Here is a 17,308-nt window from a genome sequence, read left to right on the forward strand (position 1 = left end):
TTCCATCTATAATACAATTGGCTTCATTGACACCTTGAAGTGTGAGTGTCTTATCTATTACCACTCTTTCATTATAGGTATATTCTGCACATTCTATCACATCATTGGCATTGGCAGCAGTAACCGCAGCCTGAATACTCAGGTAATAAGTATTCTGGGTTAGGTTATGAACCGGATAGAAAGTGGTGATAAACCCAAGGCATGAAGCATCCGGCGTATGGAAGAGCCCATTCTCCAGTGCTGTGCGTTGAGAGAAATTCATTGCTGATGGAAGCTGAAGGCCTGAACCAACGTCGAATTCGTTGTATTCAGCGTTGATATTGTTTGCCCAGCACACCATTGAAGTAGCGTTCGGATTGGCAGTACCAACACTGTTATCCAGGTGGATAAAAGTTCCTATACCAGTGTTGAAGATATTTTCATTCCCGGCTGAACCAAGGGTAAACGGACCAATTACAGGACTATCGTTATCCCAGTTATAGAATCCAATGGCCATGCCTCCGGGAGTTCCTGAACCGTTAAATGTATTATTAGTAATAACAGCATTGATCACAGGGTTATAATAACCGCTGGAAGAGCTGAAGTCTTTTGTATTGACAGTTATATGACGGTATGCAGCAGAACCAGCCAAAGGAGTAAAAGTGTTATTATCAACCGTGATGGCCTGATAATTCTCAAGACTTAAAGTTCCTCCTGCTCCGGCAATATTACCTACAAAACCGGTAAATGTATTTCCACTTACAACCGTTGTTCTTGCAGTGTAGTTATTCTTTAGTCTTAACGCATTAGAGTATGTATTGGCAAAAGTACCATCGAAGAAGTTTCCAGTGATACTGAGGGTACCGGTTCCGGCATTAAAATCCGCAAACTCCATACCTGCTCCATTTACATAGTTCCCACTAACAATTACATTTCCACTGGCTGCAAAACGGACGAGAATGTCAGAACTGATGGTTTTTAATATATTGCCACTAAAAGTTCCCTCACCTTCGTCAACTGAAACACCAGAGCGGAACATAGTTGGATAAGTGCCGGCATTTACAGTATTATCAGTAAAAGAAATATTATCAACACCACCTGTTGCAACACGATATCCAGCATAGTTGATGCTAAACGCATTTCTGTCACCATAAGTACCCGCCGGAGTTCCATATGGGTCAACCAGATTATTTTTGATGGTGATATTGTCAATTCCGGCTGCACTTGCAATAACAGCGCTTCTCAGCTTTGCCAGATCAACGTTGAAATGTATATTCTCTATTGTTACATTATTGGCACTGATATCAAACAAGGTTGGTTTTCCGGTAACAGTTCCGGTAAAGTCGATGGTTGGTTGTCCACCTGTTCCTTTGAGGGTAACTTCTTTGTTAACTAATACCTGTTGATCATAAGCAGCAACACGGTTTTCAATCTCAAGTACATCGCCAATAGCTGTGTTTGATGCATCAATCGCTTGTTGAATTGTGCAATAGCTTCCTTTAGTGCCGGTAATGTCGTGCACATAGCTTTCAATGGTCCATATGTAAACATTTTCAGCAGAGCATCCTCTTCCTTGTGAATCGGCTCTCTTGGCTTTTATCTGGATTGAAGGAATTTGGAAAAGAGTTGATGAAATATTGGAACCAAGTGTATATGCTGACCAAGATAATCCACCATCAACTGAATATTCATAAGAGTCACTACAATTATATCCATCTGTACCTGCAGAATAAAGTGTTGCATAAATATCAGGCCCTGCACAAATAGTACCTGCTGCTTGACTAAGAGTCAATACAGGAGCAACAGGTTGATTTAGAACACAAATATTAAATGATTGAAAGAAATCACCATCACGGTCATCCACAGTCCATATTGAATAAGAATTTTCAGTGGGAGAGACAGGAATATAGGTTATTGTACCACCACCTGAGGTTATTTCCTGAGAAGCAGGTCCACCTGATGGATTAGTTTGACGGAAACGATAGCGATGACCCGAAATAGTATTATTGACTGAAACAGTAACAGTTCCCCCTATACATATTGTAACATCACTACCAATGGGTGCAGGCACTATGGTAAGCGTTTCGTCAGTCATCGGCCCGTCATTCTCCGGGAACAGGTTTCCTTTTTCAGGGCTTTCAAAATTGCCGAAGGCGGCGAGTGACTGAACTTTAAACGAATAGGCCAGTGTATTTTCTCCGGTACCCATTACTGTAAGAATCATGGTCCCGGCAGCATTGACCGGGAAAGAAGGCACATTCAGTGTTCCCCCTGAAGAGGTTACCAGCAGGAAGCTGTTATCCACCGGGAACGTTCGTTGTACCCGAAAGACTTGCCCAGCCTGGGTGTTGGGAATTGAAATGCTGAGTTTTGCCCCTGCATTTATTGTGACTACATTATCAATCATTGCAGGGCTTGTATTGACAAGCGGTGCAAAGGACTGACCATAGGCCACTGTCAGCAATGCGATCATTAGGATCGTCAGTGTCAACTTAAATAACGGCTTCACAATGCGTGTAGCATTGAATGAACAATTGTAGAGATTCTCCATGACTCTGTTGTTTGGGTTTAATAAAAAAATCAAAATGTCAAAATTTTAAAAGCCAAAAATGAAAATAAGTGTACAAGCAGAAAATGTTTCATACGGCTAACCGTTGAACACAGTAAACAGGTATTCCAAACCCCGGGAAATTAAACGAGTAGAGGCAATAGTGTACTAGTTGTTAAAAGTCAATACAAAAAAAAGTGTACAAGCAAAATAGTGAATCAAAAAATCATCAATTATAAACGAGTCATTTAGTAAGTGGGCAATTCGAGTCGATTCTTAACCAAGTGTGTTTGTAATAGTAAGTAAAGTAAGTGGGTAATGGGTTAATGGTACTAATCTAATCATAACATAATCAAATACTTACAATCAGCAATTCTAAAATGGGACTAAAATAGTCTTCTCCTCCATCTTGTCAAAACTCTAAAAAAAACTTTAACATATTGTTATTCAACCTATTGGTTGTAACAATATGAACACTATCTAATAAAAATTGAGTCGTAACAAGTAAATTCCGATTATAATTGCCTCTAAAAAATCAATTAATATGCCATTTTTATTATAGCATTGCATTTCAAGATTATGATAACCTTATTTAGAATGACTATAAACGAAAATCTTCCAAATCAGGAAAAACCATTCCCAAAATCAGAGCGAATTAATATAATAGGATTATTTTTTTGACAATTACTATGCATATTTACATATTATATTGCAACAGAACTAAAAAATCCTAATTCTTATGCTTAATTGTAGTTTAGTTCAACTTTCACTCAAATAAAAAGTATTAACAAATCGTTAAGTGTTTTAAGTTTATCCATCCAACGTTTTATAAAGATACATTTTTATTTGGAAACTATCTTTCAGAAACTTACATGCTTTAATAGAATGCTGAATAACATCATTTTTAATATGTTCAAATAAATAGTGTAACCGATTGACTTTATGAAGAAAAGCATAACACTCAGACGAATTATTTTTTACACATTATCTTTTCTAATCCTGTTATTACTCTTAAGCATCCTGGTACCCAGATCCTACAATGTTCCCAAAGCTGTGCATGATAAAAGGGTTCAATTCTGGGATCTAAAAGGAGGTTCAAGGATTGCATTCATACATGTGAAACCAGAAACTGAAACCCAGCCATCTCCTGTAATCTACCTTCATGGAGGACCAGGTGGTGCGATAAAAGAGCAGAGTATTCAACTTCTTTCGAACCTGGCAAAGGATGGATTTACAGTGTATTTGTATGACCAGGTGGGAGGCGGGTATTCTGAACGGCTGGACGAGATCGGTGAGTATACGGTGGACAGGCACCTCAAGGATCTTGAAGAAATTGTTGATAAAATAGGGGCTGAAAAAGTGATCCTTATTGCACAATCTTGGGGGGCTATTTTAGCTACTCAATTCATTGCCTATCATCCACATAAAGTGGAAAAGCTAATCCTGACGGGACCTGGTCCGATACTTCCGATATCAAAGTCCTATCAGAAATTGAAATCACCCGATAGTCTTAACCTTAAGAAACCAGCGTCCACCAATGCTGACGCTAACCGAAAAGCATCGAACCTCAGGATGAAATTTGTTAAAGCCTGGGCAATAACAACCGGAAAAAAAATTGCTGATGATTCAGAAGTTGATGCCTGGCAGTCAATTCTAGGAGGAGAACTAAATAAGTCTATTGTCTGTGATATTGCAAAGGCGCCTAAAGCCTCAGCGGGAAGTGGATTTTATTGCCAGTTAATGACTATTAAAAGTTTCTCACAGGTCAAAGATCCGCGACCAGAATTGAAGCACTCCACTTGTAATGTTTTAATCATGAAAGGTCAATGTGATAATCAACCATGGGGGTTGCGGCAGAATACATGGATGTTTTTCCTAATCACCAACTGGAAGTAATTCCTGGAGCCGGGCATGCAATAGAAGTTGAGCAGCCTGATGTTTACATAAGATATATACGGGAGTTTCTAAGCGACCAAAGATAGTATGCAGCAAAACAGCATCTTTTTCATTACACCAGATTCCTGATTGGAACCATGCCAGGACCCGCAGATAGTGCACAAGATCGCAGAATTAGTCCGGGATCATGTCAGATTCTATAAAACCGTTGCTAATGTTTACCCTCATTCGGGATTTAAGGTTATAACACTGAAAATTGGGAAGAATTCCTCATTCCTTTAATGGTTGACTCCCTGGGAACTATAGAATGAAGACCGCTAATTTTAAAAAGAAATTAGATGTTTAATGATTAAAATATTAAATAAATCGTTATATTTGCGATTACAATCGTCATATCATGATAAAAAGAGCAATCACAACGAATATTTCAGGTAAACTGAATACAGGAAAAGTGATCCTGCTTTTCGGTCCCCGGCAAACCGGAAAAACAACTTTGCTGCACCAGCTTTTCGACGGGAAACCAGAAATCATGTGGTTCAACGGCGATGAAGCAGATGTGCAACAACTCTTTGAAAAAGGGTCTTCCTCACGATTGAAAGCTGTTTTCAGTGACAATAAAACCATTGTCATTGATGAGGCACAACGTATTCCAAACATAGGGCTTTCCCTAAAACTGATCAATGATGAATTGAAAGAGGTACAGGTGATTGTTACCGGATCCTCAGCGTTTGAACTTACCAACAGAACTCAAGAGCCGCTTACAGGAAGGAAATGGGAATATTTCCTTTATCCTCTCTCTTTCGGAGAAATGGTTGATCATCATGGCCTGCTTGAGGAAAAACGCATGATTTCTCACCGGCTTGTATATGGATGCTATCCTGAGATCATCAATAATCCTGGCAAGGAAAAAGAGATTTTGAAACTCCTCACTGACAGCTTTCTTTACAAAGACATCCTAATGATTGAAGGATTAAAGAAACCGGCAAAGATTGTTTCCCTGTTGCAGGCTCTGGCTTTTCAAACCGGGAATGAGGTATCGTATAGTGAACTAGGCCGGACTTTAGGGATTGATAATCAGACAGTAGAAAAATACATTGACTTATTGGAGAAGGCATTTGTGATCTTCCGTCTCGGTGCACTGAGCAGGAATCTGAGAAAAGAGCTGAAACGAGGACGGAAAATTTATTTTTATGATAATGGCGTAAGAAACGCACTCATTGCCCAGTTTGGCCCGATAGAACTTCGTCCCGACAGGGGTGCCTTATGGGAAAACTACCTGATGGCAGAACGACAAAAGTATATTGCTTACCAGGGTTTATGGGTGAATTCCTATTTTTGGCGTACCCAGGACCAGCAGGAGATCGATTATGTTGAAGAGCAGGATGGCGTTTTTCAGGCCTGGGAATTCAAGTGGAATGCCCGGGAAAAGGCCAGATTCTCAAAAACCTTCGCAAATGCTTACCCTCATTCGGGATTTAAGGTAATAACACCTGAAAATCTGGAAGAATTCCTCCTGCCCTATCTGGCAGCACCACCTGAGGATATAGCGAGAATATCACTGTAAGAGGAAACCGAATATCTAAAGTTTATTTCTAAATCTGGGTTGATTTACGTTATCTGCAGGCAGAAAAAGGTGTCCAGCAGTTTTCGCAGAACAGTTCCTAAATTAATCATGAAAAGTCGATCGACTTGATTAAACAAGACCTGTAGTTATATTTCTAATAGTTGTATTTTTTTTGCAGAAACAGTCTATCGATGCGGAGAAATCTTCAAAAGGTTATTGTTAGTTATCTTTTCAAAAGGAAAGGCTATACTCAATCCTGGGCACGACTAAGAAATATTAAATACTCCGAGTGGCTATCAGGGAATAAAAAAAGAGAGCAGAAAACTGCTCTCTTCTTGTGACCCCGCCAGGATTCAAACCTGGAACCTTCTGATCCGTAGTCAGATACTCTATTCAGTTGAGCTACAGGGCCGGTTTCGAGGGTGCAAATATAGGGATATTTTTTTCTTGTAAAATTGAAAGCCCTATTTTTACAAAAAAAACTACTAAATCACATACCGATGTCAGATTCATTTGACCATCTTGTTCCTGATTGGGCCAGGGAATTTCCTTATGCAATTACTGTTTGTGACACAGAGGCCATCATTCTATATATGAATGACCAATCAAGGCAAACGTTTAAGGATAGTGGTGGTGACAACTTGATTGGCAAAAGTCTATTTGATTGTCACTCAAAAGCATCCAAAGAAATTATACAAGAATTACTACAAACAGGGCGCAGTAATATCTATACGATTGAAAAACTGGGTAGAAAAAAGCTTATTTGTCAATCTCCATGGTACCATCAGGGGAATATTTCCGGATTGGTGGAAATTTCGATCCTTCTACCTGAAAATATGCCCCATTTTATTCGTCAATAATTTGTGAGGAATAATCGGATCCACGTGAATCCTTCTTGATGGAGTTCACCTTCTTTTCAAGGAGCCTTCGTTCTTTGGAACCTGCAGTCGGACGTGTTGCTATTCTCACTGCATCAACCTGGAAAGCCTTTATAATCAATCGTACAAATTTTTCCTGAACCAGTTTCTTATTCCCTAACTGGGTCCTGTCGGTAGAAGCATTTAGTTGTAATAGTCCCTCATTAGAAATCCTTGCCCTTAGTTTTTCCATCATCCAGTTTTTCTGCTCTTCACTAAGAACTTCTGAATTCAGGACATCAAAAACGAGGATAACTTTTGTCGCTACCTTATTTACATTCTGTCCGCCTTTCCCGCCACTTCTCACTGCCTGAAAGCTGCATTCAGCCAGTAATAAAGCAGTATCGGGTGAAGAAATCATGTGGTAAGGGATAAAATGTAATTAAGGGAATCTATGATTCAATAACAGACCGACAAATTAAAGCATTTATTCCTTAACAACCATATTTCCGGGGATGACTCCAGCTTGAATTGAATCAATGAGGGCTCCTGATTCAGCATCATAGCGAATCATCCAACCATTGGACTGAAAATCTTTTGGATCTGAGGTCATGAGATAATTTTTCCCATGGTCGATAGCCAGCGCGTATAGGTTTGAATGGCTAACCTTTGTAGGCACTGCCAGAGCCAAAGCCGTATTGTAACGGTAAATTCCATTGTCGAATAAGAAATAGAGTGTATTCCCGGATTTATTAATAACGAGTTTTTCCGGATGCATTGAAGAGTCATCAAAAGCAATATCTATATCATCTGTTTGAGTTTCCGGATCAATTCTGACAAGGTGGCCTTCAGTATCGTCAGCTGCAGGCCAGCCATTAAATCCTTTACCTGAGCAGAGCACCCAGATCTTACCTGACTCATCCTGAACAATTCCCGTAGGCCTTTTGGCTACCGTAAGGGTTTTTACTACCTGATCAGTACTGGAATTAATGATTGTAATGGTACTGTCGACTGAGAATCCTCCGGCATTCAGAACATACACAAATTCGCCGGCTTTCAGCATCATTTCCGGTCCTGTACCTGCAGGAATGCTACCGGTAACTGAGTTTTCAGTTAAATCAATGATCTGCACCACTCCAGCCCAATCACTTACATAGGCTTTCTTATCATTGATCACCTGCAGATACCGGGGTTGTGACAGACCAGTAATTGTTGCAACCGATTTAAAACTTGTGGCATTTACAACTTCAATTTTAGAAGCATTATTCACCACTATATAGGCGTTGTTGTTATACAATGTCATACTCTGGACAACATTTCCAAGTTCTCTTCCATTTTCCAGATTGAATATGTCCTGGGTAACCTTACCGGTAATTCCATCCACAAAAGTTATGGTTCCGGTACCTGTTTGAAAAGGACCTTCATTTGTGATAAAAATGCCTTTCTGATAATTTCCGGCTTCCTTATTATCATCCTCTTTGGTACATGAAAAAGTGATTACAGCCAGTAAAAAAAGTGAGGCCAGGATAAGTGAACTGATGAATTTCATTTGTTTGATTTTAAATGGTTATGTGAATGTTAGTCATGAAAGAAATACCCGGCTCTGGATAATATTTTACCACCTGGTACTGCGTATTTAACAAATTTCGGATTTCAAATTGCAGGTAAAAATTTGTATGATCAAGGATGATTTTTTTCTGCAGAGTCAGATTTAATAATGCATGAACGGGAAGTTCATCAGAGTTATCCATATTTACATATCGTTTCCCTGTAATGTTCAATGCAATGATTCCTGAATAGGATCTGAATGTGGTATTTGAGAGGAACACCAGGCGATTAACCGGGATATAGATAAGCTGATGGCCGGCATCCAATATGGTTGATGGTGAGTATGTATATGAAACACTTGTCGTGGAGCTGAATTCTTCCCGGCGAAGGAAATAGCTGATTTTTGTTTCAACTCCCCTACTCCACACTTTGTTCACATTTTTTGGTGTCCAAACAGTTGAATTCAAATTCACCCATTGAATAAGGTTGATAATCATCATATTATATGTATTGATTTCAGCCTTAATTACTGAAGTAGAGGAATTTGCAGGGTATAGATATACAAATCCCAGTTCCTGGTTCCAGCTTGATTCAGGGACAAGGTCCGGGTTTCCACCTGGTTCCCAAAACCGGTCATTCATAGTAGGAACCCTGAAATTCCTGGATACATTGAAACTGGCAGTGAGTGTCCTGAAAATTTTCCCCTCAATGCTGAGAGAAGGGCAGACCGGAACCACATAACCTTGTTCTAATTCCTTTCGTAAGTTGACAGCTGCTTTCCAGCCTGCTGTCTTCCAATTATAAAGGCCTGAAATAAACAGACCGGCACCTTTCTGATTTTCATCTTTTTCCTTGTAATAAGGCACAGAAGCCTTTTGAATACGGGTATTGACACCAAGGTTGATCGTTGCATTTCCAAAAATTCTCTTATAATCAGATTCCAGTGAGAAGGTGCGCAACTTGTACAATGCATCAATCAATGCCATTGGACTCATAAAATGAAGTGATTCACCAAAGAAGGCTGAACGAACCTGAAATTGGCTCAATGAAGTTATATAAGAGTATTGTAAAGTGCTTCTTAGTGATTGATCTTCCTGTAACTGGTCATTCGATTGCATCACCAGGGTGGCAGGAATTTCCCTGTTACTGGATTGCAGCCATAACCCGGCAGAGAGGTAGCTTTTAGGTGTCAGCAGAATATCCACCTGGTTGAGTACACCTTTTCCAATGCAAACTGCATGTTGAAGATCTTCGGTGTTCCCTGACAGGTTTTTATACTGAAATTTATTCCTATCGAAATAGCCATTCATGGATGAGGACCAGGATATATTCTTATTTCCTGCTGATACTTTGAAAGATGTATTTGCCTCTCCAAAACTGCCAATTCCCAAACTCAGGGTAGATTTTAATGGTTGATTGAAGGCTTTCGAATTAGATAGCTGAAGATTCCCCCCAATAAGTCCATTGCCTGCTACAGACCCGGATCCACCATATTGCACTTCCACATCATCAAAGCAGGAAACAGGGATCAGGGACAGATCAGCCATTCCCATATTAGGTTGATTGAGGTTGAAACCGTTCCAGAAAACGCCTGATTGCGTTGTTTGGGTTCCTCTCATCGAAAGAGTGGCGAGTCCACCAGTACCATAGGAACGGATCAATGCGCCACTATTTTCGGAAAGCAGAGCCGCAATAGATAAAGATTGTCGCATCTGAATCAGGGAGGAGTCGATCTTTTCAATTTTGAGTCCGGGGAGGAAAATATTGGTGCGGGTGGTCGTGATTTCTATTGCAGGCAGGAAGTGCGTAGAATCCGGACGATGGGATTGTCCGAATGCTATGGAAGCAATAAGAATAAGCAGACCTATAAACAGACCACGCATTGTGAATTGATTTAGCCAATATAAGCCCTGGAAAGGATGGAATATACCCTGTTATAGCAGTTCCATTCTCAGCCTTTAACCCGAAAGCTTTGAATAATATAGCAGTGGCAGGTCTTCTGACTTACTTCCCTTTCGGACGCCTTCCCACCCCGAATGCTCGGGACAGTGGCCATGAGGTTTTATCCTTAGGTTGATGCCGAAAAAATGGGATATTTCTATCCTTCTTTTACCGGCAGCACAATACCTGTTTTGATCAGATATTGTTTGAAGCTTACAGCAGCGGGACTGTCCGGGATTTTCACCCGATTCCCTTTTCAAGCATTTCCGGAGGCCCCGGTATGCTCACCATTGCGAAACAAAGGTAAAGAGTTTTGGAGGATAGGTTGAAATGTGAAGAAAAAGTTTTTGGGGAGTTATGAACTTAAGGGATGTTTAATGTCGGATGGCTAATGTATAATGTCTAATGTTTAATGTTTAATGTTTAATGTTTAATGTCGGATTGTGGATTGGGGATTGCGGATGTTTAATGTCGGATGTCTAATGTTGGATGTCTAATGTTGGATGTCTAATGTCGGATTGGGGATTTCGGATTGGGGATTGGGGTGTCGGATTCGGACGGCTAATGTGGATGTTTAATGTGGATCTCTAATGTCAGATGCCCAAGCCGGCCTGCACTGACGATTGCGGATTGGGGATTGCGGATGTTTAATGTCGGATGTCTAATGTTTAATGTCGGATTGTAGATTGCGGATTGGGGATTGGGGATTGGGGATTGGGGATGTAACCCTGAGCATGGTGAAGGGTCGGATGTAAGAATTCGCAATATGGCTCAGCACCCAGCACTCAGCACCCAGCACTCATTACCTGGCCCGGTAAATGGAACATAGAGCATTCAGATGCATTCTATCTTGCGAAAAAAAAATATCAAATAATCAACACTAAATACTAAATGAAAAAGTAATTATTAACTTATTGATTTAGAGTTTCGCGTTCAATATTCAATATTTGGGGCCTGCCAAATCCGCAATACACAATCCGAAATCCGAAATCAAACACTCAGAGCCAAGGGCTCCCCTTCGGGGCACTCAGCACTCAGCACTCAGCACTCAGCACTCAGCACCAGCACTCAGCACCCAGCACCCAGCACTCAGCACTTGAGCACCCTACTTAATAAATCCCTCAATTCCCGGATAATGCATTCGTTCGCGGGCGATATGTTCCGGCCAGGTGAAATAATGCATGAGGGCATCGGCGCAGAGTTGCTGATCACGATCAAAGAGTTCAACTTTTACCAGGGCTATATTCTTGTTCATTTCCTCAAGCCGCGCAACCAGCCGGAATGGGGCATGGTCCATCTGAGCTGTTTTCAAGAGTCTGACTTCCATTTTTGAAGTAACTCCGGCAGTTTTCAGTTTTACCATGACCAGCCAACTGGCAATCTCGTCCATCAATGTGGCCTGGATACCGCCGTGCAACACATTCATCCATCCCTGGTAGTGATTTCCGGGAGTCCAGTCTGAGGTTACAATGTCATCTTCTATTCTAAAATGCATTTGCAACCCAATTGGATTATCCGGTGAGCAGCCAAAGCAGTTATACCCTTTCTTACCCCGGAATGGATTATTGATCTGTTTACTCATCTCTACACTAACTATTAAAAGGTAAATCAGGTCGTTGATTATTTCTCAACACCCTTGACGAATTTACTGACCTTTGAAGGTTTTCCGTTGGCATCAAACTCTGTCCATTTTCCTTCTTTCTCACCATTTACATATATTCCTTCCACCTTCATTTTACCTTCTTCATCAAATTCAACATATTTCCCATCCATTGCCCCATTCTTATAAGTCGTTTCGATTTTCACCTTCCCTGATTCAAAATACTCTTTATAGAGACCAGACTCAGTATTATTGATATAGTTCTGTTCACTCATTAACTTTTTGCCAGCATAATAGGTCTTCTGTATACCTTCCAGTGAACCGTTCTTATAATTATATTCAGCGATAGGATCACCATTGACGGCATAAAAAACAGAAGATCCCTCCTTGATATCATTGATATAGTTGGATTCTTCTTTCAGTTTTCCGGCCGCGTTCTCATAATAATCCTTCTTTTTTCCATTCATTTTACCTTGTTTATAATCAATAACTGATGCCGGATTGGTACCATAAAAGAACTTTTTTGCTGTTCCTTCCAGCAGGTTATTCACATAATACATCTCACTAACGAGGTAGCCTCTTTGGTCGATTTCAACGAAGATACCATCACGGATACCTTTTGAGTATGACTCAATCCGGGTTAAGTTACCATTGGTTGCATGGGAAATCCAATTGCCATTCTTCTGATCATCAATATATTGACCACTAGAGATACCGGTCGCAATTTTTTCTTCCCAGGCCCCTTGTTTTAATCCTTTAGCGTCAGTTTTATTGATATTGGATTCCTGGGCAAAAACGAACAGCACTGAACAAACCATCAATGCAGCAGTAAACATAACTTTTTTCATTTTTTTCTTTTTTCTGTGTTATAACTAGGTCACAAAGAACATGTTGGACGGAGGGAATCAACTTAAAATAATTGAAAGTATTGACTACAAATCCCTCCCTGCAATGTTATATCCAGTATAAAAAATTAATTGATTATACTGGCATATAAGTCGAAATCATCGGCTCCAGTAATCATCACTGAACAAAATTCGCCAATTTTTAAATTCAAAGCATCTTTTATTAATACTTCATTATCAATTTCAGGGGAATCAAATTCAGTGCGGGCTACAAAGTATTCACCCTCTTGTCTGTCAACAAGGACTTTAAATTTTTTCCCGATTTTTGCCAAATTCAGTTCCCTGCTTATTTCAGCCTGGATCTCCATCAGGCGTGATGCCCGTTCCTGTTTTACTGAATCATTCACAGAATCTTCCAACGAAAATGCATGAGTATCTTCCTCATGAGAATAGGTAAATACTCCTACTCTATCAAATCGTTGCATTTTGACAAATTCTACCAACTCTTCAAATTCTTCATCGGTTTCACCAGGATATCCAACAATGAAGGCTGTGCGAATAGAAACTCCGGGCAATGATGACCTGAAATTTGCGATGAGATCATGAGTTTCAGCTGAATTTACCCCTCTTCGCATCCCTTTTAAAATCCTGTTATTAATATGTTGAAGTGGAATATCAATATAATTGCAAACATCAGGATGGGTGGCCATTACATTAAGCAATTGCTCCGGGAATGTTGAAGGGTACAGGTAATGAAGACGTATCCAATTGAAAAGTTTAAGGGCAGATAACTTCTCTACCAGTTCAGGTAGTTTCTGTTTGCCATAGATATCAACTCCATAGTAGGTTAAATCCTGTGATATCAGTAGGATTTCCTTTACTCCCTGGTCAGCAAGTTTCCTGGCTTCATCCAGGATATCTTCTATTTTACGGGAGATATGTTCACCCCTGATTCCGGGAATTGCGCAGAATGAGCAAGATCTGTTGCAGCCTTCAGCAATCTTTAGATATGCATAGTGAGATGGAGTAGTAAGCACCCTGTCACCAAGGAGATTCTGCCTGAATTCAGCCCCCATCCTTCTCACTACATTCCCCAGGTCATGCACGCCAAAATATTCATCAACTTCGGGAATTTCCTTCATTAAAGGTTCTTTGAAGCGTTCCGAAAGGCAGCCCATTACAAACACATCCTTGATGCGTCCCCTTCTTTTCTCCTCAATATAACCCAGGATGGTATCAATCGATTCTTCCTTGGCATCATTGATAAATCCGCAGGTATTGATCACGATAGTATCGGCATGGCCTTCCTCACCGTCGCGCAGCACCTTGATATGATTCAATTTAAGTTGTCCCATCAGGACTTCTGAATCCACTGTATTTTTTGCACATCCGAGGGTTACCACCCTTATAGATTGACGGGGTTTCATAGGCTCAGGACTATTGAATCTGCTACAAATGTTGAACTCATCGAGCTGTGATTTCTTTTTCTGCCAAGATAATAAATGAGTGTATATGAATGTGCACAATCCCACAGAAACCATTAAAGGTTCTTTCAAGAAAGGCCAAACGAGAAAAATCAGGAGAACAGGGAATCAACAAATTCATTCCTGTTGAATACCTGCAGGTCTTCCATTTTCTCCCCCAGACCGATATAGCGGACAGGGATTTTGAATTGGTCGGAGATTCCTATGACTACACCACCTTTCGCGGTGCCGTCTAATTTGGTAAGAGCCAGGGAGGTTACTTCAGTTACCGCAGTAAATTGCTTAGCCTGTTCAATGGCATTTTGCCCTGTAGAAGCATCCAAGACCAGTAAAACTTCCTGGGGTGCATCGGGCATGACTTTTTGCATGACTTTCCTGATTTTCCCCAGTTCATTCATAAGATTTGCCTTGTTATGGAGACGGCCGGCGGTGTCGATAATCACAACATCAGCTCCTTTGCTTACAGCAGATTTCACAGTATCATATGCAACAGCTGCAGGGTCTGAGCCCATTTCCTGCCTGATGATCTCCACTCCTGCCCGATCAGCCCAAATGCTCAACTGCTCAATAGCAGCAGCGCGGAAAGTATCGGCTGCTCCGAGTATTACTTTCTTTCCGGCTTTCCGGAAATTATAGGCTAATTTCCCAATGGTAGTGGTTTTGCCCACTCCATTTACACCTACAACCATGATGACATATGGGGTATCCCTTTTTGGAAAATCAAATTCCAGGAGATCCTCTGACTCATTTTCAGATAATAATGCGGCAATTTCCTCCCTTAAGATGCCATTCAGTTCAGATGTTCCGAGAAATTTATCCCTGGATACTCGTTGCTGAATTCTTTCGATAATTCTCAGGGTTGTTTCCACACCTACATCGGAGGTAACAAGTATCTCTTCGAGGTTGTCAAGCACCTCGTCATCGACTTTTGATTTTCCAATGATCGCTTTGGAAATTCTGGAAAAAACGCTGGTCCTGGTTTTCTCCAGGCCTTTGTCGAGGATTTCCTTTTTCTCTTTACTAAAGAATGAAAATATTCCCATGGAATGTCGGATTTATGATGTCGGATGTTTGATGTCGGATGTGGGATGTCGGATGTCGGATGTGGGATGTCGGATGTCGGATGTGGGATGTCGGATGTCGGATGTGGGATGTTGGATGTCGGATTGCGGATTTGGGATTTGGGATTGTGAATTTTTTCTCAGTTCTCAGCACTCAGCTCTTATATTTTGGATTTGAGATTTGGGATTTGGGATTTGGGATTTTTCTCAGCACTCAGCTCTCAGCACTCAGCTCTTATATGGATTTGGGATTTGGGATTTGGGATTTGGGATTTTTCTCAGCACCCAGCACCCAGCACTCAGCACTCATATTTTAGATTTTGGGTCTTGGTTCGCCAGCTGGCGAATGGGATTTGAGACTTGGGATTTGAGACTTGGGACTTTAGACTTAAGATTTGGGCGTCAGGACTTGCAGAAACAGAAAAAGCTTTTTCCCGTGAGAAAAAGCCTTTTCGATAACCACTGGATAGTTATTAGTTTTTAGCCAGGAAATCTTTTACCTGGTCATTGGGTACGATGGTTTCTTTAAAGGTATAGGCACCGGTTTTTGGCGACTTTACCATGCGGATAACCTTTGCGAAGTCTTTTCCAGCTTTTTGCAGGGTTGCAACTACTTTCTTTGCCATGGTATATCGTTATTTAATTTCGCGGTGAACAGTTACTTTCTTGAGAATGGGGTTGTATTTCTTCAGCTCGAGGCGTTCAGGGGTATTTTTCTTATTCTTCACGGTAACATAACGTGAAGTACCCGGCTTTCCGCTGGTTTTATGCTCAGTGCATTCCATGATAACCTGGACGCGAGCTTCTTTTGTTTTCTTTGCCATTTTCTAAAGCATTTTTATTTCAGGGGTGCAAAATTAGCAATATTCTTTTAATATTTCCAATAGGTACACAAATAAAATTTCAATTTACTAAAATCCTTGCATAGCCGGGTCCATTTCACTCCTCTAAAGCTATGGTTTTGCTAAGTCTGGCAAAAGTATACATATTCTATATAGAGGAGGTTATTTCATGAATTGACCAAAAAAAAGTGACAAGTAAAAGCTTAACTTTGCCGGTATGACATGGGAATCCTATCGCAGAGGGTTTGAAACTTACCTGAGGCTTGAAAAGTCTTTGTCAGGCAATTCTATTGTGGCCTACAGGAATGATCTGCAAAAATTCATATCATTCCTTGAAGAAGGACAAAGATCGCTTCAGCCTTCACAGGTAAATCTGCAGGACATGCAGGAATTTCTGAAATGGCTGAATAACAGCCAGTTGAATGCCCGGTCGCAAATGCGTATTATTTCAGGGATACGTGCCTTCTATCATTACCTTTTATTGGAGAATATGGTTCAGAATGATCCTACTGAACTATTGGAATCTCCAAGGATTGGAAGAAAATTGCCGGATGTACTTTCAGTAAATGATATTGAAAGACTTATTTTGGCTATTGATCTTTCGAAGCCTGAAGGAGAGCGAAATAAAGCCATAATTGAGACTCTCTATGGATGCGGGTTGAGGGTTTCAGAACTCATCGATCTAAAAATCAGCCAAATAAACTTCAAGGAAGAATATATCAAAGTGATGGGTAAAGGGAATAAGGAGCGATTAGTACCAATTGGCACTAAAGCCAGCCGGCAGATCCAGATTTATCTTCATGAAATAAGAAGCCATCTTCTGATCAAAAAAGGTCATGAAGATTTTGTTTTCCTGAACAGAAGAGGAAGTAAATTAACGCGTGTGATGATTTTCACCATTTTGAAGGACCTCTGCATTCTTGCCGGAATCCATAAAAGCATCAGTCCTCATACCCTTCGTCATTCTTTTGCCACCCACCTGGTAGAAGGAGGTGCAGATTTAAGGGCAGTACAAGAGATGCTTGGTCATCAGAGTATCACAACTACAGAAATATACACACATTTAAGCCGTGAATTTCTGAGGGATGCCGTGCTTTCTCATCATCCCATCTATGGGGATAATTGGGGAAAAGGTAAATAGTA

Annotated in this window: 15 protein-coding genes, 1 tRNA gene and 1 riboswitch; of the genes, 5 read left to right on the forward strand and 11 right to left on the reverse strand. The window is 40.6% G+C overall.

The annotated features are described in order from the left end of the window. On the reverse strand, window positions 1-2,530 hold a 2,530-nt coding region (locus tag IPH84_20510), incomplete at its 3' end, for a hypothetical protein (protein MBK7175540.1). A 939-nt stretch (window positions 2,531-3,469) separates the two neighbouring features. On the opposite strand from IPH84_20510, the gene IPH84_20515 reads away from it, so the two are divergent. After that, entirely contained in the window at window positions 3,470-4,423 is a 954-nt protein-coding gene (locus tag IPH84_20515) for an alpha/beta hydrolase (protein MBK7175541.1), read from the forward strand. Window positions 4,424-4,820: 397 nt separating this feature from the next. After that, window positions 4,821-5,987 (forward strand): ATP-binding protein, encoded by a 1,167-nt coding sequence (locus tag IPH84_20520; protein ID MBK7175542.1) that lies wholly within the window; start codon window positions 4,821-4,823, stop codon window positions 5,985-5,987. A 338-nt stretch (window positions 5,988-6,325) separates the two neighbouring features. On the opposite strand, the gene IPH84_20525 is transcribed toward IPH84_20520, so the two are convergent. Further along, window positions 6,326-6,399 (reverse strand) — tRNA-Arg (locus IPH84_20525). 88 nt (window positions 6,400-6,487) lie between these two features. On the opposite strand from IPH84_20525, the gene IPH84_20530 reads away from it, so the two are divergent. Beyond that, window positions 6,488-6,847, forward strand: a complete 360-nt coding sequence (locus tag IPH84_20530) for a PAS sensor protein (GenBank protein ID MBK7175543.1) — start codon at window positions 6,488-6,490, stop codon at window positions 6,845-6,847. Here the strand turns inward: IPH84_20530 and arfB are convergent. The 7 genes from arfB to ftsY form a co-directional block, all read right to left on the reverse strand. Beyond that, window positions 6,834-7,265, reverse strand: a complete 432-nt coding sequence (arfB, locus tag IPH84_20535; protein MBK7175544.1) for an aminoacyl-tRNA hydrolase — start codon at window positions 7,263-7,265, stop codon at window positions 6,834-6,836. The genes IPH84_20530 and arfB overlap by 14 nt on opposite strands. A 66-nt stretch (window positions 7,266-7,331) precedes the next feature. Further along, on the reverse strand, window positions 7,332-8,393 hold the full coding sequence (locus IPH84_20540; protein MBK7175545.1) for a hypothetical protein: 1,062 nt from the start codon (window positions 8,391-8,393) through the stop codon (window positions 7,332-7,334). A gap of 10 nt (window positions 8,394-8,403) precedes the next feature. Continuing rightward, the gene (locus IPH84_20545) at window positions 8,404-10,275 is read right to left on the reverse strand and encodes a TonB-dependent receptor (GenBank protein ID MBK7175546.1); all 1,872 of its coding nucleotides are present in this window, start codon (window positions 10,273-10,275) and stop codon (window positions 8,404-8,406) included. Between the two features lie 88 nt (window positions 10,276-10,363). Continuing rightward, a riboswitch (cobalamin riboswitch) is annotated at window positions 10,364-10,640 on the reverse strand. A gap of 798 nt (window positions 10,641-11,438) precedes the next feature. Next, on the reverse strand, window positions 11,439-11,915 hold the full coding sequence (locus tag IPH84_20550) for a PaaI family thioesterase (protein ID MBK7175547.1): 477 nt from the start codon (window positions 11,913-11,915) through the stop codon (window positions 11,439-11,441). A gap of 38 nt (window positions 11,916-11,953) precedes the next feature. After that, window positions 11,954-12,781, reverse strand: coding sequence for a toxin-antitoxin system YwqK family antitoxin (locus IPH84_20555; GenBank protein ID MBK7175548.1), 828 nt, complete (start codon window positions 12,779-12,781; stop codon window positions 11,954-11,956). Window positions 12,782-12,906: 125 nt separating this feature from the next. Next, window positions 12,907-14,205 carry a 30S ribosomal protein S12 methylthiotransferase RimO gene (gene rimO, locus IPH84_20560; GenBank protein MBK7175549.1) on the reverse strand — a complete coding sequence of 433 codons (1,299 nt, stop codon included), beginning with the start codon at window positions 14,203-14,205 and terminating at the stop codon, window positions 12,907-12,909. Window positions 14,206-14,354: 149 nt separating this feature from the next. Continuing rightward, window positions 14,355-15,305 carry a signal recognition particle-docking protein FtsY gene (ftsY, locus tag IPH84_20565; protein MBK7175550.1) on the reverse strand — a complete coding sequence of 317 codons (951 nt, stop codon included), beginning with the start codon at window positions 15,303-15,305 and terminating at the stop codon, window positions 14,355-14,357. A gap of 24 nt (window positions 15,306-15,329) precedes the next feature. Here ftsY and IPH84_20570 point away from each other — a divergent pair, with 24 nt between their 5' ends. Beyond that, complete coding sequence (locus tag IPH84_20570; protein MBK7175551.1) at window positions 15,330-15,455, forward strand: phosphotransferase; 126 nt, start codon at window positions 15,330-15,332, stop codon at window positions 15,453-15,455. 341 nt (window positions 15,456-15,796) lie between these two features. Here IPH84_20570 and IPH84_20575 read toward each other — a convergent pair whose 3' ends face one another. Beyond that, on the reverse strand, window positions 15,797-15,949 hold the full coding sequence (locus IPH84_20575) for a DUF4295 domain-containing protein (GenBank protein MBK7175552.1): 153 nt from the start codon (window positions 15,947-15,949) through the stop codon (window positions 15,797-15,799). Between the two features lie 9 nt (window positions 15,950-15,958). Beyond that, window positions 15,959-16,147: a 50S ribosomal protein L33 gene (gene rpmG / locus IPH84_20580; protein ID MBK7175553.1), complete on the reverse strand. Its 189-nt coding sequence runs from the start codon at window positions 16,145-16,147 to the stop codon at window positions 15,959-15,961. 235 nt (window positions 16,148-16,382) lie between these two features. On the opposite strand from rpmG, the gene xerD reads away from it, so the two are divergent. Continuing rightward, window positions 16,383-17,306, forward strand: a complete 924-nt coding sequence (xerD, locus tag IPH84_20585; GenBank protein ID MBK7175554.1) for a site-specific tyrosine recombinase XerD — start codon at window positions 16,383-16,385, stop codon at window positions 17,304-17,306. The last annotated feature ends 2 nt before the right edge of the window (window positions 17,307-17,308 follow it).

This window comes from Bacteroidales bacterium, assembly GCA_016707785.1.
In the GTDB taxonomy this organism is placed as follows: Bacteria; Bacteroidota; Bacteroidia; order Bacteroidales; family UBA4417; genus UBA4417.